The following is an 18,969-nucleotide window of genomic DNA, read 5'->3' as shown; positions in this document are numbered from 1 at the left end:
TAACTCATTCCCCTTTCCCAAAAACAAAGGCCTGTCTCGCTACAGGCCTTTTGTTATTTATTTGAGTTCACTCAAAAATCGTCATTAAAACTGGGTTTTTCGACCTTCATAGGCGATACGCATCTGTTCCATCTGCGCTTCTTCATAGGGGCGAAGACCGCTCAAAACTAGCGTCTTAATGCCTGTGCCAACTAACTTGTCACCGCAGTGTAGTTCGAAATGCAAAGTCACATCGCCGCGCTTACCATCGATTTTAAGCTCCTGCTCAACCAAAGATAAATTTACTTCGACAAAGTCGAGGGTGGTTAAGTCGAATGACATGCTCTCGTAGATGACAAGTGGGCGTTCAGGATTAATCATCACCTGATGTTTTGTCATCAATGGGATCAGAATATCGATAAAGTTATGGCCAGAGAATGCCACGTAATTTCGAATAAAAGACTCGGTTTGTGCATCGCAGCGGCTCACATCGCCCTCGCGGCTAACCTTTAGGTAAGTTTTCTCACGGCTGTCACACACAGCAAAGTCTGCGGCAACTTGCTCAGGGAATTGCAGCTCGACCCCATCCCCTACCATACCTTCAAAGCTGAATTTCATGCTTTGGCTTAAACCGTATTGGGTCAACACCAGTGCAAATAATAGATCTCCTGGCACACAAAAGCGTTTAGCCCCCACATCGTGAATTGGATTGAAGTCCTGGGCGATTTTTTTTGCGAAGTCGCTAGCTTGCTGGGCACTTACGGAAACAGATTGATTTTGCTTTGAAAAATACGGCGATAGAAACATATAAACTCAGTCTTTATTGGCTCAAATTTGGGATTAATAACAAAATATTCACGAGTGTACCCTAGTTTGGTTAATTCACTCACCCGATGACTTGCATAAAACTTAACTCAGCCTGACACATAGTCACTAAAGGCGGTTTATCAAACAGATTAGGCTTTACCGATATCCCGCTTTAACTGAAAACTATCATCGGTCACTAGCTGCTCGAGGATCTCAACCCGCTGACGCAGTGCATCAATCTGCGCATGCAGCACTTGGTTTTCTGCTGCCTGAGCGCTATTGCTACTTGCCTGCTTTTCACGAATTTTCATAATTGCGACCACATAGCCACCCACAATAGCCAAAATGGGGATGAGCAGTGCTAACGTTCCAGTATTCATAATATCTTCCCTTAATCGATTGGTTTATTGGGTTGCGACATTCAGTCACCTCACCCTAGCGACGGCTAATAACGATTTAAACCTTATAGAAAAAGGCCAAAGGATGTTGGCCTTTAATTTAAACTGTCTAACGGTCGAGCGAAAACAGCGCACCTCAAGTGTCAGCTTGTTTGAGACTAAGGCATCAACACTATCATTACTTATTGCTAAGCCCTGCGGCTTCGTCTGCGCAATCACGACTTGGTGCTAAATTTTGAGCTCGTACCGCCTTGAGTTCGGCTTTTGCCGCTTCTACGTCAGCGCGAAAGGCGTCGACAGAATGCATTTTTGCGACCGTTGCCGCCGCCATAGTTCGCCCCTGTACTATGTCGCTATGCCAATGAACGTTACAAACATTTCGGCTTTCACCAAAGGCCAGTCCCCGTGCAATAATGGCATCGGCATTTTCTGGTGAAACCTCACTCAGCACTAATGCCCATGCCCAACCTATAGCAGTATGACCCGAAGGATAGGAACCGTCTTTCTTCAACGCTTCGGCCTCTTCGGGGGTACAAATTGGGGCGCCATTAATCACAAAGGGTCGAGTGCGCTGATAGTGCTCTTTCGCCGCATAGGTGGATAAACCCGCATCCGTTAAGGTACGTCTTAGCAAGGTATAAAGACGAGGCGTTAGCGCTTCAGAGATCGGTGCCTTGATAGCACAGGAAAAGGTGCCTGCTGCATAGGGGAAACCCAACTGGGCGTCAGCCGTTGCCAGATTCCAACGTGGCGTACCCAACCGTTGTACCATCTCACGGGCAACAGTTTCATCGAGTGCAAAGGCGGGGCTACCCTCAGCTGGCGGTGGCGGCAACAGAAGTAAACTATTTGGTAACTCCTTCTGAGGAACATAGCCGATGAGATATCCCGGCATAATCTCTGGCACCGAAGCCGTAGGCTCCGCTTTGGCGCTATTCGAACTCGAGCAACCAGAAACTATACTGATTAGCCCAATGCTAACCGCTAACGTCAGAACAGATTTAAAAATTCGCTTGTGCTGAACAGTCGATTTTTCCATATACAGACTCCGTTGCATAAAGGTATTAGAGTTCAATACTTAAACGGTGAAAACTTAGACCTAAAAGCTAGCGCTGTGTCATCCATCTTCTAAAGAGTAGACATTGCTCATCACAAAAAGCACTGCGATGCTAAGTTAATTCATCCATTTCAACGCCCTAGGCAGTAGGATAAATCTTAGCCGACTATTGTGATTCTCGCGTCAGTCATTAGCCCTATGTCAGCAAACATTTAACGCTGATCATATAGAGATAATGCTTACTAGCTTTATCATTCATCCGGGGAAAAACCGAGAGTCACTCTGCTACTTCAAAGTGCTTAAAGGAAGGAATTTATTTGGGTAATAAGGGGATGAACTTCACCATAAAATAGAAAACCACTCAATCTAAGGGCCGCAGCGCGCTTGTCTGCCTGCAATCAAAATTGATTGAAGTCGTGACCCTCTCATTGTCGCCCCAAACGGTGTCTGGCAAGGTTGACATTCAAGTACGATACAGCACCTTGACCACATGCCAGCCAAATTTAGTTTTAACTATATGTGGTACGAGTAGCTCACCCGAAAAGGCAACTTTATCGAACTGAGGCACCATTTGGCCGCGCTTAAACTCCCCTAAATCCCCCCCTTTTTTTGCCGAAGGACAAGATGAGTAGCGCTTGGCTAAGGCACCAAAATTGGCGCCCTTGTTCAGTTGCTTAATGATCTCTTCGGCCTGTTCTTTATGCTTAACGAGGATATGCACTGCGGCTGCGGTTTTGAACATAGGTAAATCTCTCAATTAGCGGCAAAGGTGCAGTCAACTGCTGCACCTTTGCGTTTATATCACTTTCGCTTAAGTATTATTGGCCTAAAAGTTTCTGCCACCATTGCAGCTCTTCACCGCAGTTTTTCACAGGATTATAGGTGCCGCGGAAGGTTGGCAGCGCTTGGACATTTCGACAACCCGACTCCTTAGCCATACCTGTGTCACGGTCAAAGTAACCTTGAATTACGCCAGGTGTTGGGATAGAGCGCAGGCCTATCGGTGGTCGCTCCTTCAAGAAGGATTGATATACCGCCATAGCGCCGCTACTGCCATAGAGGCTAGTCTTACCGTTATCGTCACGGCCAACCCAAATTGCCGCCACGTTACGCTCGTCAAAACCAGCAAACCAAGAATCGCGACTATCGTTACTGGTACCGGTTTTACCAGCAAGTGCTACGCCTGGAAAGGCATTACCCAGACGCGCTGCCGTACCCGAGCGTACCACCTGCTGCATGGCGTATTGGATTAAATAATCGCTATCGGGGTCGATAGCCTGTTCCCTAGGTTCACGCGTAACGGGCAATGGTTGGTTATTGCTATCCAATACAGCCGTCACTGTGGTGAGTTTACGGTAAGTACCACCATCGGCTAAGGTTTGATAAACCTGAGCCACCATTAATGGCGAACCGTTTACCGCCCCAAGCAGCATCGAGGGATACTCACTGATAGGTTCCTGCCAGCCAGATTTTGCAAGGGTTGTCGCGACCGCATCTAAACCGACGGCTATACCAAGGTTAACCGTTGGGATGTTCATCGAATTCTTCAATGCCGTCACCATAGGGACTTGACCACTAAACTTCTTATCGAAGTTCTGTGGTGACCAAGTTTTACCCTGCTCGTTTTTCAGGGTAATAGGCTGATCTTTTAATAACGTCCCTAAATTCAGCTTGCTGTTTGGCGTCAGCGCCGTCACGTATACGAAGGGTTTAATTAACGAACCGATAGGACGACGGATTTCTACCGCACGGTTAAAGCCGTCAAAACCTGGGGTCTTATCACCGACCATCGCCGCAATCCCACCAGTGTATTTGTCGGTCACCACCATCCCAATCTGCAGCGCTTTGTTACCTTTATCTAAGGACTTAAAGGTTTGGGACACGGCGATTTCCGCCGCTTCCTGCGCCATAGGATCAAGGGTGGTGTAAATCTTCACCCCAGATTGTTTTAGCAAACCGTCACCATAACGCTCATTAAGCTCTTGTTTGACCAAGGCATAGAAGGCTGGCAGTTTTTGGTGCACAGGTTTGTTGGCATTGCGTAGACCTAATGGCGACTCAACGGCGACTTTGTATTGCTCAGTGCTCAAATCCCCTGAATCCATTAGCAGACGTAGCACTAAATCGCGGCGCTCCTGACTACGCTCAGGGTACTTCCAAGGGTTGTAGTAGGAAGGCCCCTTGATCACTGCGACTAAAAAAGCCTGCTGAGCGACAGTTAACTCGCTGATTGGACGACCAAAATAAAATTGTGATGCCAAGCCCATCCCATGGATTGCACGGGATTTATCCTGCCCCATATACACTTCGTTAAGATACGCCTCGAGGATTTCCTCTTTGCTGTAACGAAAATCGATAATCACCGCCATCAGGGCTTCGCGAATTTTACGTAGTAATGAACGCTCGCTCGACAGGAAGAAGTTTTTGGCTAACTGCTGAGTCAGGGTTGAGCCACCTTGCACAGTGCGGCCTGCGGTGATGTTTACAAAGGCGGCGCGCACAATCGCAAAGGGATTCACCCCATGGTGTTCGTAAAAACTACGGTCTTCCACCAGCAGTAGCGACTTCACAATCGTCTTTGGCATATCTTCAGTAGGCACAAACAATCTGTCCTCGCCGTCCCCTGAAATAATGCGATCGAGCAGCACCGGCTCTAAGTGGAATACCGCGAGTTGGCGCTTATCGGCCATGCGGCTCACCGAGCTAACGCCATCGCTATCGAAACTGATCATGACTCTTTGTTCCGCCTGATCGCCCTCAGGATGTAAAAACGGACGACGCCATAGCTCAATCTTAGTGCTAGATGCGGAGAACTCACCGACCTGACGGGGATTGGCCACCTTGCGGTAACCCAATAATTTAAGCTCGGCCATTAATTGCGGATGGCTCACCGCCGCTCCTGGATATAGCGCCATTGAGCGACTAAAAACCTGGGCAGGTAAATGCCATTTTTGTCCCTCAAACTTACGGGCAATCATTTGATCTAAATAAATACTGTAGGAAGCGGCAACCACAATCCCAACTAGGGTCAGCTTCCAAGTTAACGACCAGATTTGGCCAAGGATCCCACGGCTGCGCTTGGCGTTTTTCGCTGGCGCTTTTTTTGTCGTCTTAGTTGTCATATCTACTTCATCAATGGTGCATTAAAGGCATCAGTCAAAATAATCTGCTAATAAATTCAACATATTAAAGGCAAGTTATGACTGAGATAAGCCTAAGGTTTTCTTCTTCGTAAATTTTGTTGGCAACGTATTAGCGGGATCATCAGGCCACAAATGTTTAGGGTAACGTCCACGCATTTCCTTTTTGACGTCGACATAGGGGCCCTGCCAAAAGCTGGCAAGATCCGCAGTCAGAGCCAAAGGTCGCTGCGCGGGTGAGAGTAACTCCATTGTCACTTTAAGTTTGCCATTCGCAAGTAGCGGGCTATCAGCCATACCAAACACTTCCTGCAGTCTGACTCGCAACAACGCACGTCCCGAGGCCTCATAAATAATCGGTGCAGAGGTTCCTGTGACTAAGGGCCAAGATTTAGGCAGCAAGGTCTCAAGATTTTGCTGCTGTGACCAGCTCAATTGGTTTGCCACAAAAGAAAAACTATCGAGTTTTTGCAACTGCTGCAGATTATTCACATTTCCGAGGTAAGGCGCCAGCCAAGTTTCAAGCGTTGCAAGCAATACCCCATCACTGATATCGGGCCAATCAGTGCTGCTATCGAGGCTAGCAGCGAGTTTCAACCTCGCTTGAAACTGCTCTAAGTTATCATTCCAATTAAGAATTTTGAGTCCCTGCTGACGAATGTAACTAAGCAACGCCGCTACAATTTGCGCCCGTTCGGGATTTGCAATCTGTTCAGCTTTCAGCAAGATTTGTCCGACTTTAGACTGCCGCTCGGCAATGGCGCGCCCCTTGACTTCATCCCAACCACATTGCTCGCTGATATCCACTAAGGAGGATAATTCATTATCCAATAAACTCGGCTGAAACGGGCAAGCTAAATAGATCCGCCCTGAGTTTCTGCCCTCCGTTTCTTGAAAATCTGCTACCACCAACCATGATGTTTGCGCGAGGTTATCCTCAGCATCCAAAGTAACTCCTGTGCCATTGGCCAATAGGTAGCCTTCGATACCACGGGATTTAGCAATTCTATCTGGGTAAGCCAGCGCCAGTAACCAACCGACATCATTAGGATGAGCTTTTGCAGCAACGACGGATAAATCGGTGCTGTTTCCGAGTTTACGTTGCCACTGCCTTGCCTGCTGGGCCACAGTGCCTTTAGCTGCAAAACCCAGGTAATTCATGATATCGCAGCCTTTACGGGGTAATCGCCTCGCCTCGAGGATCCCCGCAAGCAGGCAAGCTAGTGCGATTAACCCATCATCATTCATGGCTTTGGCGGCAAGTAACATATGGGCGAGGCGCGGGTGACAGCCAAGTTCGTAGGCCGCTTTACCATGGGGCGAGAGTTTATGCTGACTGTCGACCATCTCAAGGCGTGTTAACAACGCCCAAGCTAATTGCTCAATCACCGTTGGCGGCTGTGTCAGTAGCAACAATTCGCTGCAAGCTTTAGCGCCCCAGTACGCGCAGTCGTGGACCATGGACACAAGTTCGGCTTGAATGATTTCGGGCTCGTCGGCCTTGAGCATTCTGCCCTGTTCTTCTTGACTCCAAATGCGAACACAACGGCCTGCGGTTAAACGTCCCGCACGCCCCGCCCTCTGTGTTGCCGATGCCTGACTAATACGCTTTAGGCTTAGTCGAGTCACCCCAGTTTTTGGATTAAAACTCGCCTGACGCTTATAGCCGCTGTCAATAACATAGCCAATGCCTTCAATAGTTAAGCTCGATTCGGCAACATTAGTTGAGAGCACTATCTTGCGCTTACCCGTTACGGCCTTGATTGCGCAGTCCTGTTCGGCAGCCGATAACTCGCCATAAAGCGGCGAAATGAGGTATTGCTGATTATCGAGCCTTTCCTGCAGAAACTGGGCAATCCTGAGGATTTCGGCCTTACCTGGTAAAAACACCAGGATGTCTTCATGGCTGCTATTGCCTGACGGCTCTGCAATAACATCGAGAATGCAACGACCTAAATGCTCCAGCCATTGCTGCTGACTCGGTACTGGGCGATAGCTGATTTCCACGGGGAAACTTCGCCCCTCACTATGGAGCAACGCCGCCTCTGGCATTAACTCAGTCAAGGCCAATCCTGAAAGTGTTGCCGACATGGCGAGAATTTTTAAGTCATCCCTTAAGGAACTCTGCACTTCGAGCGCTAAGGCAAGCCCAAGATCCGTGGTCAGATGCCGTTCGTGGATCTCATCGAAGATAATCATATCGATCCCCGTTAACTCGGGATCCTGCTGGATCATCCGCGTTAAAATCCCCTCGGTCACCACCTCAAGCCGCGTCTGTTGACTAACTTTAGTCTCGCCGCGTACCCGATACCCCACCTCTTGCCCAACGCTTTGTCCGCGACAGCTTGCGATAAACTGCGCCACACTGCGCGCGGCCACTCGTCGCGGTTCGAGCATCAGAATTTGGCCAGCGATTTCAGGCCAATCGAGCATAGCCAATGGTAAGGCGGTAGATTTACCCGCTCCTGTTGGCGCCTCAAGGATAACTTGGGAATGGTTAGCAAAAGCTTCACGAAGAGGTGATAGAAGTACGTGGATAGGTAGAGAGTTCAAGGGTCAGATATCAAAACTAAAACAGAGGTTGCCAGTGTACCTATAAACGAGGTTAAGTGCCATTTGAGGCCCCACATTTCGAACATTGCAGATGAGCCTCCGTGGATAGGGATGCTGGAATTAAGGAGTCTATATCATCAATGAGAGATTCAATCTCTGCCAAACGCATGGGTTTTTTAATCGCATAGCCTTGGGCGTAGTCCACACCTAAGGTGAGCAACTGACGAATAATGTCGATGTTCTCCACAAACTCGGCAATCACCGTAAACCCCATATCCTTACCCAACTGACAGATAGCTTTGATAATGGCCTGATCCGTCGCATCCTCGCAAACATTGACGACAAACTGGCCGTCGATCTTAACAAAATCAACATCCAATCGTTTAAGATATGCCAGACTCGAAAAGCCCGCTCCAAAATCATCCAATGCTAATTTACAGTCCAATGGCTGTAAAATATCAATCAACTTAGTAGCTTGCTCCAACTGACTCACTGCGGCGGTTTCGGTGATTTCGATACAAAGTTTATCCACCAGTTCGGGCTCTGCCATCAGACGGATTTCAAGCCAATTCATAAACTCACTATCACTTAAAGAGGTGGCCGAAAGATTCAACGACACCATTTCAAGTTGTTGCCAAAGTACTAAGTTCGCCCCGCCCCATTTCAGTAAATTATCTATCACCCAGAGATCGATTTTAGACGCTAAGTTATATCGCTCGGCTGCAGGTAAAAAAATGGCGGGCGAAACGATAGTGCCGTTGGTTTGCACCATCCTGAGTAGGATTTCAATATGAAGCCCATTAGCTTGGCGATTAAGTGGTGCTATTGGCTGAAAGTAGAGCTCAAATTGATTCAGTGCCAAGGCACTGACGATATCGACAGAGGCCATCATCTCATTGTAGAGACGGGTCATTTTAGGATCTTTGGCACTATATAAATGCCAACCATTACGTCCTTTGTCCTTTGCGAGCCTGCATGCGGCATCGGCCTGACTCATTACGGTGTAAATATCGGTTGAGGATTTATCTAACTTAGCCACCCCCATACTCACGCTGACATTATGGCTGCGTTTATCCCAGATAAACTCATGGGTCGACAGCTGGGTACAAATTCGCCTCGCAATGTGCTGCGCCGATTCAACATTGCAGTAATGCATTAGAATACCAAATTCATCACCACCTAAACGTGCAACTATATCGCCTTTACGAACCAGCTGCTTCAGCCGTAATGCAAGCTGACACAACAGCTTGTCTCCCGCCTTATGACCACTGACATTATTAATCACCTGAAACTGATCTACATCGATAAAGGCTACGCAGGTGGGCATTTCATCCTTTGTTTTGAGTAGATTATCAAGTAGCGCTTCAAAATGGAGACGATTGGGCAGACCAGTCAAAGCATCGTAGTTTGACTGAAATGAGAGTTCATCGGCGAGGCGGTACTTTTCACTCACATCCTCTGCAATCATGACGAGCGTATTCTTGTCACCACGGATTTGACTGAAGCTTAATCTTAACCAATCGAGCTGTGCGTCTGACTTTAACGGCAACTCACACCATGCTTGGCCTAACAAGCCCTCGCGGACAATTTGTAAGGTGTCAGCCAAGATGGGGTGCTCTTCCTCACGCACCATAGAAAACAAGTCATAGCCGTTATGGATTGGCAACGTTTGCAGTGCGACCTTATTAAGCATGGTCAATTGATTGCGCCTGTCTACTAGGGCGCAGGCAAGTGGCAACTGATTAAAAACCTCACGGTATTTTTGTTCATCGGCCAACATAAGGTTGGCGATTCGGGTGAGCTCCATTGCCGAGGCAATCATTACCGCTGCGTGATTAAATTCTTGAATAAAAGCATCAGTCCACTGGCAACATTCAGAGCAATTAACTGCACCTAGGGCTATAGTGGTTTCCCCTAACACGACAGGTGGCAATACTAATAAACTTTTTACATGCCATTGCCGCAGCAGGGCACGCTCTTCTTTGGCATCGGCGGGAAGTGAGTTAACATCGGCAAGATTTAACAACTTGGGTTTGCGAGCCAAGGCTCGGAAAAAAGGCATTTTCGCCAGCGGCCATTCTCGCAATTGTTGTCCCTGAGTAAATTGCGGTTTGAGATAAAGATTACGGGTTTTAAGCTGATTAAGGGATTGATTACCGGTAAGCACAAACACGCCATCACAATGCAGCTGGAAGGTGATAACCTCCAGCGCCCTATCGACATTCTGCTCTAGGGTTTCTAGCGGGGTGTCGCTAAAAATGGTCGCTAAGGCTTGTTGAAGTGGCGTTGTGATACCGGAAGACATGGTTGGAATTTCCTTAAGATTAAGGCTCTTTAAACGTAAAACACTTTGCATTGAGTATAGAAACTCCTGCGCACTATGCTCGCTAATTTGTTCAAGCGTTCAATCACATAAGCCTTACTGACCTATTTACATATAAATTAGCCCTCAAGCTTAGTCGAATTCAGTGTTGCAGGAGCCAAACTTGCTAAAAAACTAAAATTCAAACAGTTACGGGGATAACACAATTTGGAACGATTATTCCTAGGGTTTGCCCCTAGCCCATCCCAACTCGAGACACTCACCCATTTACAAAGGGAGTTAGTCAGCTCGTTAAATTCAGCAGCCAAAGCTGTTCATCAAGACAATTTTCATCTTACCCTCGCCTTTTTAGGCATGGTTAGCCAAGAACAAAAGGAATCGTTAATTAAGTCGATAGATGAAATAGCGAAACCTAGATTCAGCGTGCAGTTAGATTCCATCGCGGAGTGGCCTAGGGCGCAGGTATGTTGTTTGAAAGGAGAAAATGTTTGCGCGAATTTAGCGCAGCTAGCCAAGGACACTAAGCAACTCGCTCAGCAGTTAACACTGCATATCAGCGAGCATGGCTTTAGACCCCATATCAGTCTATTTAGAAAAGCGAAAAGTTTTACAGTAAATGAGCCAAGTGACGAGCTTCTCGAGCTACCCTTATCCCGCTTTAACGGCGCACCTTTTAAAGAACTGGTGATTGCTCCAACCGCACTGCATTTATATCTTTCGAGCAGTACAGATAAAGGGGTGGAATATAAGGTCTTGCATAGCTGGGACTTAAGCTAACTCCAAACTTGTCCTAGTGCGAAAAGAAATCAGACGCTATTGCGCCCGAAAAAACAAGCCCAAGTAGACTTGGGCTGTGGGAGTTCGTATCTATTAGGCGCTTGATAGAAGCTTAATCGTCTAATCGCACCGTTTCACGATAGGCACGCTTTTGCTCATAGCTCTGTAAACGAAGTATAAATTCATCGGCCTTCGTGTCTTGTTGCTGGCTTTTCAGCACTGCAATCGCTTTTTGCTGAGTCGAAACCGCAGATCCAAAATCACCGACTTCGGCATAGGCGGCCGCTAAATTATCGAGATGGGTCGGATCGTTTTCATTTTCTTTAAGTAACTGGAGTGACAATTCAAGGGCGCGATTGCCGTCGCGGTACTTAGCCTCTGGACAGGTCGCCAGAATCCAAGCCACATTGCCAAGGGCAACATCGTCACCAACTTGTATAAATTGCTCGACTGCCTTACCACAATCGCGGACCACGCCATCGCCACCCGACGCATAAATAAAGCCTAATCTAAACTGTGCCCAATGGCTGCCATTTTCAGCCATCGTTTTATACCAGCGTTCGGCAGTAGCTAAGTCACGCTTAATCAACTGCCCCTCAAAGGATAAATCACCAAGGGTTTGCTGCGCCTTTTCATGCTGCTGCTCAGCAGCTAAGGTCATCCAATGGATGCCTGTGGGCACTTCCTGCGCAACATAACGGCCTGTAAGATACATAAGGCCAAGTAGAAATTGCGCTTCAGCTTCCCCTTGCATGGCCTGAACTTGGATAACGGCGAACTTGCTGGCCGCAACTTCGTTAGCCGGTTGGGGAATTGAAAAAGCATGGGCCGCAGAACTTAATCCCAAGGATAATCCGAGGGAGAAACTTAAACCTACACTTAGCACCCAATGTCTGTATTTCACTTGTTAACCTCTCAAAAAAGCGTTGCGATTCCAAGTTAGCCTGAATTCAATCGATAAGTCGAGTCCCTATCCTATCGACCGATTCAAAATAAAACTGAAGTCATGGGGCATTTAAGTGATAAAAGCGGTGAAGAACTAACATGTCTGTTGTTTATTTTCAGGTTCACAATCAAAAAAGGCTTGATAAGTTGTGATTCACTCTACAGAGTTAGATGAATATGGTGTTGTTTCACAGTGATTCAGTTGACTAATATCACTAAAGCAGCAAAATAAGCTCAAAATTTAGATGGTTATTTGCATTTATTCACTTATTCTAAACTAAGAGCTTCATCAAGTTTTTATGTGGTTAATTGACGTAAAATGCTTATTTAGAATATTCTTACTTTCGTTTTAATCAATCGAGGAACATCACATGGCTCTGATTGGTAAGCCAAAACCGGACCCAACATTGGAATGGTTTTTATCACACTGTCACATTCATAAGTATCCTGCCAAAAGCACTTTGATCCATGCTGGCGAAGACTCAGATACCCTTTATTACATCGTAAAAGGTTCTGTGGCGGTATTGATTAAAGATGAAGAAGGTAAGGAAATGATCCTTTCCTATCTCAATCAAGGCGATTTTATCGGTGAGCTGGGATTGTTTGAAGAACAAGCCGAACGTACCGCTTGGGTTCGTGCTAAACAAGCATGTGAAATTGCTGAAATTTCCTATAAAAAATTTAAACAGCTGATCCAAGTTAATCCAGAAATTTTGATGAAGCTGTCTGCGCAAATGGCTTATCGCCTGCAAAGTACCAGCCAAAAAGTGGGTAACTTAGCATTCCTAGACGTTGCTGGCCGTATTGCACAAACCCTATTGCATTTAGCCAAGCAACCCGATGCGATGACTCACCCTGACGGCATGCAGATCAAGATCACACGTCAAGAAATTGGTCAAATCGTGGGTTGTTCACGCGAAACCGTAGGCCGCATCCTTAAAATGCTTGAAGAACAAAACCTTATTCAAGCTCACGGTAAAACCATAGTGGTTTACGGAACCCGTTAAGAGAGACTTCAGCTTGATTTAAGCCTGTTTCATTAAAGTGGCCTAGCATTAATCTAGGCCATTTTTTTATTGGGGAGCATAAATGAAACGGCTGCTTTTTATCTCTCTTATGCATCCATTTTTTCTGCATGCTGAACCGATAGAATTAGAGCATTATCAAGCTAAAGCACTGGTGAGTTCTGGACAAATTCTGTCACTGAATGGCACCCTGTCTGTCGTTAATCAATACTGTGAAGGTGAACTCATTGATGCCCATCTCTACCAAGATGAAGAGAATTGGCGTTATGATTTACAAATCAAAGTTCAACGCGGCCAAATAGTGAATCTGAGTATTGATGCCACAAATGGTCAACTCGAACAGTCCACAGCACTACCGAGCGAATGTCGAAAACATGAAACTGCTACTCGTTGAAGATAATCCAATGCTGGTTTCCGAACTGGCGAAGCAACTCAAACAGGCTGGCTACGTTACCGATATTACAGATAAAGCGCTCGAAGCCGACTATCTCATCAAAGAAACCCAATACGATTGCGTGATCTTAGATATTGGGCTGCCCGACGGCAATGGACTCGAGCTTCTCCAAAGCTGGCGTAGCCAAGAAATAAATACACCAGTCATTATGTTGACCGCCCGTAGCCAATGGCACGAAAAAGTGGAAGGTTTTAATGCCGGTGCCGACGATTATTTGGGTAAACCCTTCCACGCACAGGAATTACTCGCCCGCATTCAGGCACTGATCCACCGCGCCCACGGCAGAGTCAATAACTCGAGTAAACAGCTCAGTTACGCGGGTGTGACACTCGATGAAGCCGAACAAACGGTACTGGTGGGAGAGAATTTATTTGAACTCACGGCGATGGAATTCCGCTTACTAAAAATCTTCCTGATGTCGCCGAAGAAGTTGTTATCAAAGACACAGCTCACCGACAAGCTCTATCAATTTGACGATGAGAAAGAGAGTAACGTAGTAGAAGTCTATGTGACTCACCTACGTAAGAAACTCGGCAAAACCGCTATCGAAACCCGCCGCGGCCAAGGTTATATCTTCCACGGCGTCACACCATGATATCCATTCGCACTAAACTCAGCCTGTGGCTCACGGGCTTGTTAGTGCTAGGCACAGTAGCGGGCATCATTGTGTTTGAGTCTATGCTACGTCAGGCATTTCATGACTCCATTATCAATCGCTTAGAAGAAGATCTCGAACACATCAAGCTAGCGACCCATATCAATAATGGCGAGATCCATATCGATCAAACCCAGCTTTCAAGTTTCTACAAACCCGCCTATTCCGGTCGTTATTTTCAATTAAATCTCCCCGATGAAGTGATCCGCTCACGCTCCCTGTGGGACATGCAATTAGACATCGCCCCCTTAAGCCCCGGACAAACGCGGGTTTGGCAGGCAAAGGGACCGAAAAATAATGACATGCAATTGCTTTCCCTCGGGCTAAGCTCAAGTTCTTCAAAGATCACGGCCACATTAACGGTTGCTCAGGATCTTAGTATTGGTAGACGGGTGTTTAGCGAAGTCTACGGCACTAAGCTTGGGATTAACCTTGCAATGTTGGTCGTTATGATTGCTGGGATTTTTCTGATTTTGCGCCAATCCTTTATGCCAGTTAAACACATTCAGCATGCACTATCTCGCCTACAGGAAGGGGAAATTAACTCCCTCGAACTTGTTAACATCCCCCCTGAGGTGCAGCCGCTTGCCAAGACCTATAATGAGTTGCTTGACTACACAGCCAAGCAAATAGAGCGTAGCCGCAACAACCTTGGCAATTTAAGCCACGGCCTTAAAACCCCACTGGCCATAATGCAACAACAGGTGGAAGCCTTGGGGCTGAAAGATCCCGACACCGCGATTGCCCTGCAGCAGCAATTAGATGCCATTCATAAGATGGTTGAACGCAAACTGGCAGCTGCGCGCATCACCGGCGATATGCTTCCCGCCGCTCAATTGGTCGTGCCAAGGGATTTGCATAGCCTTGCCAATACCTTGAATAAAGTTCACCGCCACAAGGCCATCGAGTGTGAATTCGCACTTGATCCGAGTATTGTACGTCTACCCATCCACAGAGAAGATGGTATGGAGCTGCTGGGTAACTTGCTAGACAATGCCTTTAAGTGGGCAAATCAGAGGGTTAAGGTACAGCTAACGCGGACCTCCGTCGGCCTACGTTTGAGCATAGACGATGACGGCCCAGGTGTTGCCGACGATGAATTAGATAAGTTAACTGAGCGAGGTACAAGGCTCGATGAGTCAGTGATGGGTCATGGTCTCGGTCTATCGATTGTTAAAGAAATCGCTGAGCAATATGGCATTGAGCTTAGATTTACTCACAGTGACCAATTAAGCGGCCTCAAGGTAAGCCTAATCTTTAACTGATTGAATACTTAGCCAATTAAAGACTTAACTAAATAAGCCATCCCTGCGACGCATGGGTCTACTCGGAATGGCTTTTGATATTCTTTTAAGCACTCTCTATTAGCGAAAAAGCTTTAATATCAGATCCTAGCATCAGCCTTTAGCGTTAGTGCTTTCAAAAATCTTATCGGCAGATGCCGCCACAAAGCCGGTATATAACTCGCCATCCGCCTTTGGATATCGCAGAGCAAACTCGTAGAAACAGCTCGGAATAGCTAGCGTCTTATCCCTAAAGGTGACATCAATCTTATCAGCCATAGTCGATGACTGCTCCAATAACACTTCGGGCGATCCTTTAATCTCGCCACCTGCGGTGTTAAGCACAAAGCCCGCCTGTTTGAGGGTATCGTTGACCGCTTCTAAAGTATCAAAACCCTCGAGGTAGTTAATAAACACAGTAAAGTGGTTTGCCCGATAACCAAAAGCTGCCACCCAAGCCGCATATTCACTCTCTTCGAGCAGAATTTCATAGGTGCTTGAGTCCAGCTCCCAGTGCCGACCCGAATAAATAAAGTTATCGGCAACCGTTGAAGCCACATCGACCTGTGCAATAAGCCCTTGAATGGTCGCTTGCAGTGAAGGGCTGAACTCCTCGACCAAAAGTTCAGAGATAAACACTTTTGGCAAGGTTGGATCTGGATGTTCAAAATGCTTGGCAATCAACTTCTTTTGCTCGAATTTATAATCGCCGCAAGCTTTATAACCTAATGAGGTGAAATGCTTGGCAAGCACTTCAAGATTGACCTTTGCGATATTAAAGGTTCGCAGGGCAATATGATCGTTAATAATCGGCTTACCCTGCCCAAGCAACTGATGCACCTTGGCAGCCGATGGCGTCATCTGGATATAGTCTTGCCAGAGCGCCGAGAATAACGCATTGATATCAGTGTGCATAAACACTCCTAAAAGATGCCGTGGCTCACAAGCCGCAGCACAGATACGAAATATCGATAAAAAATCAACTTACAGCGAAAGACCTGGGCTCAAGCTCGCAGGCAGAGACACCACATCGGCTTCCACTGACGCGACGGGATAAGCACAGTAATCGGCGGCATAAAAGGCGCTCGCCCTATGGTTACCCGATGCACCGACACCACCAAATGGTGCTGCACCCGAAGCGCCCGTGATCTGTTTATTCCAGTTCACTATCCCTGCGCGAATACGCGCTAAAAAGTACTCATAATCCTCTCGACTATCGGCGAGGATCCCCGCCGACAGGCCATAACGGGTCTGGTTTGCAAGCTTAATCGCCTGATCAAAATCGCTATAACGCACCAGTTGCAGCAGCGGGCCGAAGTATTCCTCATCCGGAAGTTCTGCAACCTTAGTAACATCGATAAGCCCAGGTGAGACTAAACCTGTGCCTTCTTTAAGGTGCTTAAGTTCAACTAAAGACACGCCGCCAAGGTTTTTAAGATTCGCTTGCGCCGCCAGCATACCTTTGGCCGCCGCTTCTGAAATCATCGACCCCATAAACGGTTGCGGATCGGCATTCCAAGGACCCACTTGGATTTGTTTAACGGCGGTGATTAGCTGTTCGATTAAAGCATCGCCCTGCTTACCTTGCTCCACATAGAGGCGACGGGCACAGGTGCAGCGCTGACCTGAAGAGATATAGGCCGATTGCAAAATATCGTGCACCGCGGCTTTGATGTCTTCGACACCTTTGATAATTAATGGATTGTTGCCGCCCATCTCTAGGGCGAGAATTTTTCCCGGATGACCCGCGTATTGCTGATGCAATAAATGACCAGTGCGGGAACTGCCAGTAAAGAACAGACCATCAATCTGTGGATGGGATGCTAGTGCCTTGCCTGTCTCGACCTCACCTTGGACGAGGTTAATGACGCCAGCAGGTAATCCCGCCTTTTCCCATAATTTGACCATCATCTCGGCCACTTTTGGGGTGAGTTCCGATGGCTTAAATACCACGGTATTACCCGCTAGCAGCGCTGGCACTATATGACCATTGGGTAAATGCCCAGGGAAGTTATAGGGACCAAACACGGCAACAACGCCATGGGGTTTATGGCGCAGCACCGCACGCCCTGCAGGGGTGTCGTTGCTTTTCGTGCCAGTGCGCTGCTGATAGGCACTGGCAGATAGGCCAATTTTCCCTATCATAGTCGCGACTTCGGTAGCCGTTTCCCAGCGAGGTTTGCCCGTTTCTTGCGCGATGGTCTCACTAAGTTCGGCCTTATTTGCTTCGAGTTCACGGCCGTAAGCTTCAACGATGTGTAAGCGTGCTTCAAACCCCAACATAAACCAGTCGAATTGCGCTTCACGCGCAGCGTCAACCGCCGCATGCACCTGCTCGCTAGTCGCGGTTTTTCCGCGCCAAATAATCTCACCATCGGCGGGGTTACAGGAGTTTACGTCGTGACCGAGTCCAACTTGCCACTGACCTTGGATAAAATGTGTCATCTGCGTTTCCTACATGGGCAAAATACGAATATGATCGCCTTGGGCGACTAACAGCGCCTCGGCAAGGGCGGGGCTCAAAATAACCTGCTCGGCATGCTCTTCCACAGCCAAATAGGCTGAGGTTGCACGGTAATTGGCAAGGCCAGTGTTAGAAATAATGTATTGATCCTTTGACGCGGGCATCTCGCCTATTTCGACCTTAACTAAACGACTATGACGAACGGCGCGAATATCCTCTAATCGGCACTCAACCGTTGGGCCACCGTCAAAAATATCCACATAACCTCGGCATCGAAATCCCTCGGCCTGCAGCAGACTAATGGCTGGACGAGTATTGGTATGCACTTCGCCGATGACCTTTTGCGCAGCCTCGGGTAACAGGCATACATACACAGGGTTGCGGGGCATCATTTCGGCCATAAAGGCTTTTTTTCCAAGACCCGAAAGATAATCTGCTTGAACAAAATCAATGCCTAAAAAGTGTTTTTGCAGCCAGTCATAAAAGGGGGAATTGCCGTTGGCGTCACTCACACCGCGCATTTCGGCAATCACGGTTTCACCAAAGCGTTCGGGATGCTGCGCTAAAAAGAGGAAACGGCTACGGGAGAGCATTCGGCCGTTATAGCCCTTGCGATAACCTTCACGTAAAAACAGGGTGCAAAGTTCGGCGGCGCCCGTGTAATCATGGCAAAGGGTAAGGGTTTCGACTTCGTTACGCACATCAATTTGCGCCGAATGATAGACTTCAGTCCCGAGACGATAATGGTAAAAGGCATCCACCATACCCACTGCAGCCTCAATGGCACAGGTGCCCACTACTTTGCAGGTGTCAGTATCCTCAAGCACCATGAGGTAGCCTTCATCGAAGGGTTTTTCGACCTGTTTGCGAAAGGATGCCTCGGCTCGGGCAATCTTATGATGCAGCAGTTCTGCATTCACGGGTAACGAGGTAAAACCGTGGCCTGACTCTTCGGCTATCTGATACAGAGCGTCAAAATCGTCTGCTTGAATAGGACGTATGATCAACATCTTAAGTGTCTCCTCACCTAGGCTTACCGTGCATTTGGCCGCCTATCTGAAAAGACAGGTGTTAATGCACGCCAGTATTCCCTGACAAAAAAGGAGTGC

Annotated in this window: 16 protein-coding genes; 5 read left to right on the top strand and 11 right to left on the bottom strand. The window is 47.5% G+C overall.

Translation table 11 applies throughout. The features are described from left to right. Positions 1–84 precede the first annotated feature (84 nt). The 7 genes from K0H61_RS02450 to K0H61_RS02420 all read right to left on the bottom strand — a co-directional run bounded on the left by K0H61_RS02450 (position 85) and on the right by K0H61_RS02420 (position 10,239). On the bottom strand, positions 85–786 hold the full coding sequence (locus K0H61_RS02450) for a DUF3581 domain-containing protein (protein WP_220051189.1): 702 nt from the start codon (positions 784–786) through the stop codon (positions 85–87). Positions 787–935: 149 nt separating this feature from the next. Beyond that, on the bottom strand, positions 936–1,166 hold the full coding sequence (locus tag K0H61_RS02445) for a hypothetical protein (protein WP_220051188.1): 231 nt from the start codon (positions 1,164–1,166) through the stop codon (positions 936–938). 196 nt (positions 1,167–1,362) lie between these two features. Further along, positions 1,363–2,223, bottom strand: a complete 861-nt coding sequence (locus tag K0H61_RS02440) for an acid phosphatase (RefSeq protein ID WP_258405991.1) — start codon at positions 2,221–2,223, stop codon at positions 1,363–1,365. 481 nt (positions 2,224–2,704) lie between these two features. Further along, positions 2,705–2,983, bottom strand: coding sequence for a peptidylprolyl isomerase (locus tag K0H61_RS02435; RefSeq protein ID WP_220051187.1), 279 nt, complete (start codon positions 2,981–2,983; stop codon positions 2,705–2,707). 76 nt (positions 2,984–3,059) lie between these two features. Then, complete coding sequence (gene mrcB / locus K0H61_RS02430; protein WP_220051186.1) at positions 3,060–5,363, bottom strand: penicillin-binding protein 1B; 2,304 nt, start codon at positions 5,361–5,363, stop codon at positions 3,060–3,062. 75 nt (positions 5,364–5,438) lie between these two features. After that, a complete protein-coding gene (gene hrpB / locus K0H61_RS02425; RefSeq protein WP_220051185.1) occupies positions 5,439–7,934 on the bottom strand; it encodes an ATP-dependent helicase HrpB in 2,496 nt (831 codons plus the stop codon). 52 nt (positions 7,935–7,986) lie between these two features. Further along, positions 7,987–10,239 (bottom strand): bifunctional diguanylate cyclase/phosphodiesterase, encoded by a 2,253-nt coding sequence (locus tag K0H61_RS02420; protein WP_220052414.1) that lies wholly within the window; start codon positions 10,237–10,239, stop codon positions 7,987–7,989. 225 nt (positions 10,240–10,464) lie between these two features. Between K0H61_RS02420 and thpR the strand changes: the two genes are divergently transcribed. Then, complete coding sequence (thpR, locus tag K0H61_RS02415) at positions 10,465–11,034, top strand: RNA 2',3'-cyclic phosphodiesterase (protein WP_220051184.1); 570 nt, start codon at positions 10,465–10,467, stop codon at positions 11,032–11,034. A gap of 112 nt (positions 11,035–11,146) precedes the next feature. Here thpR and K0H61_RS02410 read toward each other — a convergent pair whose 3' ends face one another. After that, positions 11,147–11,938: a tetratricopeptide repeat protein gene (locus K0H61_RS02410; RefSeq protein ID WP_220051183.1), complete on the bottom strand. Its 792-nt coding sequence runs from the start codon at positions 11,936–11,938 to the stop codon at positions 11,147–11,149. Between the two features lie 412 nt (positions 11,939–12,350). On the opposite strand from K0H61_RS02410, the gene crp reads away from it, so the two are divergent. The 4 genes from crp (at position 12,351) to K0H61_RS02390 (ending at position 15,378) form a co-directional block, all read left to right on the top strand. Next, positions 12,351–12,986, top strand: coding sequence for a cAMP-activated global transcriptional regulator CRP (crp, locus tag K0H61_RS02405; protein ID WP_011070954.1), 636 nt, complete (start codon positions 12,351–12,353; stop codon positions 12,984–12,986). 82 nt (positions 12,987–13,068) lie between these two features. Further along, complete coding sequence (locus tag K0H61_RS02400) at positions 13,069–13,398, top strand: PepSY domain-containing protein (RefSeq protein WP_220051182.1); 330 nt, start codon at positions 13,069–13,071, stop codon at positions 13,396–13,398. Beyond that, a complete protein-coding gene (locus K0H61_RS02395) occupies positions 13,379–14,053 on the top strand; it encodes a response regulator transcription factor (RefSeq protein ID WP_220051181.1) in 675 nt (224 codons plus the stop codon). Before K0H61_RS02400 ends, K0H61_RS02395 begins: the two co-directional genes overlap by 20 nt. Beyond that, positions 14,050–15,378 (top strand): ATP-binding protein, encoded by a 1,329-nt coding sequence (locus K0H61_RS02390; RefSeq protein WP_220051180.1) that lies wholly within the window; start codon positions 14,050–14,052, stop codon positions 15,376–15,378. The genes K0H61_RS02395 and K0H61_RS02390 overlap by 4 nt, the downstream gene beginning before the upstream one ends. Before the next feature lie 132 nt (positions 15,379–15,510). On the opposite strand, the gene K0H61_RS02385 is transcribed toward K0H61_RS02390, so the two are convergent. The 3 genes from K0H61_RS02385 to astA form a co-directional block, all read right to left on the bottom strand. Next, positions 15,511–16,311: a DUF1338 domain-containing protein gene (locus tag K0H61_RS02385; protein WP_220051179.1), complete on the bottom strand. Its 801-nt coding sequence runs from the start codon at positions 16,309–16,311 to the stop codon at positions 15,511–15,513. 69 nt (positions 16,312–16,380) lie between these two features. Further along, on the bottom strand, positions 16,381–17,841 hold the full coding sequence (astD, locus tag K0H61_RS02380) for a succinylglutamate-semialdehyde dehydrogenase (RefSeq protein ID WP_220051178.1): 1,461 nt from the start codon (positions 17,839–17,841) through the stop codon (positions 16,381–16,383). Positions 17,842–17,850: 9 nt separating this feature from the next. Next, positions 17,851–18,870, bottom strand: coding sequence for an arginine N-succinyltransferase (gene astA, locus K0H61_RS02375; RefSeq protein WP_220051177.1), 1,020 nt, complete (start codon positions 18,868–18,870; stop codon positions 17,851–17,853). Between the last annotated feature and the right edge of the window lie 99 nt (positions 18,871–18,969).

The organism is Shewanella acanthi (genome assembly GCF_019457475.1).
Lineage (GTDB): Bacteria > Pseudomonadota > Gammaproteobacteria > Enterobacterales > Shewanellaceae > Shewanella > Shewanella acanthi.
The sequence above is the reverse complement of the archived record's forward strand: the minus strand, read 5'-3'. Positions and strand labels throughout refer to the sequence as shown.

Bases quoted from the DNA above. Each gene is read 5' to 3' on its own strand.
- K0H61_RS02450 (WP_220051189.1), bottom strand. From the start codon at position 786: ATGTTTCTATCGCCGTATTTTTCAAAGCAAAATCAATCTGTTTCCGTA.
- K0H61_RS02445 (WP_220051188.1), bottom strand. From the start codon at position 1,166: ATGAATACTGGAACGTTAGCACTGCTCATCCCCATTTTGGCTATTGTG.
- K0H61_RS02440 (WP_258405991.1), bottom strand. From the start codon at position 2,223: ATGGAAAAATCGACTGTTCAGCACAAGCGAATTTTTAAATCTGTTCTG.
- K0H61_RS02435 (WP_220051187.1), bottom strand. From the start codon at position 2,983: ATGTTCAAAACCGCAGCCGCAGTGCATATCCTCGTTAAGCATAAAGAA.
- mrcB (WP_220051186.1), bottom strand. From the start codon at position 5,363: ATGACAACTAAGACGACAAAAAAAGCGCCAGCGAAAAACGCCAAGCGC.
- K0H61_RS02420 (WP_220052414.1), bottom strand. From the start codon at position 10,239: ATGTCTTCCGGTATCACAACGCCACTTCAACAAGCCTTAGCGACCATT.
- crp (WP_011070954.1), top strand. From the start codon at position 12,351: ATGGCTCTGATTGGTAAGCCAAAACCGGACCCAACATTGGAATGGTTT.
- K0H61_RS02400 (WP_220051182.1), top strand. From the start codon at position 13,069: ATGAAACGGCTGCTTTTTATCTCTCTTATGCATCCATTTTTTCTGCAT.
- K0H61_RS02395 (WP_220051181.1), top strand. From the start codon at position 13,379: ATGAAACTGCTACTCGTTGAAGATAATCCAATGCTGGTTTCCGAACTG.
- K0H61_RS02390 (WP_220051180.1), top strand. From the start codon at position 14,050: ATGATATCCATTCGCACTAAACTCAGCCTGTGGCTCACGGGCTTGTTA.
- K0H61_RS02385 (WP_220051179.1), bottom strand. From the start codon at position 16,311: ATGCACACTGATATCAATGCGTTATTCTCGGCGCTCTGGCAAGACTAT.
- astD (WP_220051178.1), bottom strand. From the start codon at position 17,841: ATGACACATTTTATCCAAGGTCAGTGGCAAGTTGGACTCGGTCACGAC.
- astA (WP_220051177.1), bottom strand. From the start codon at position 18,870: ATGTTGATCATACGTCCTATTCAAGCAGACGATTTTGACGCTCTGTAT.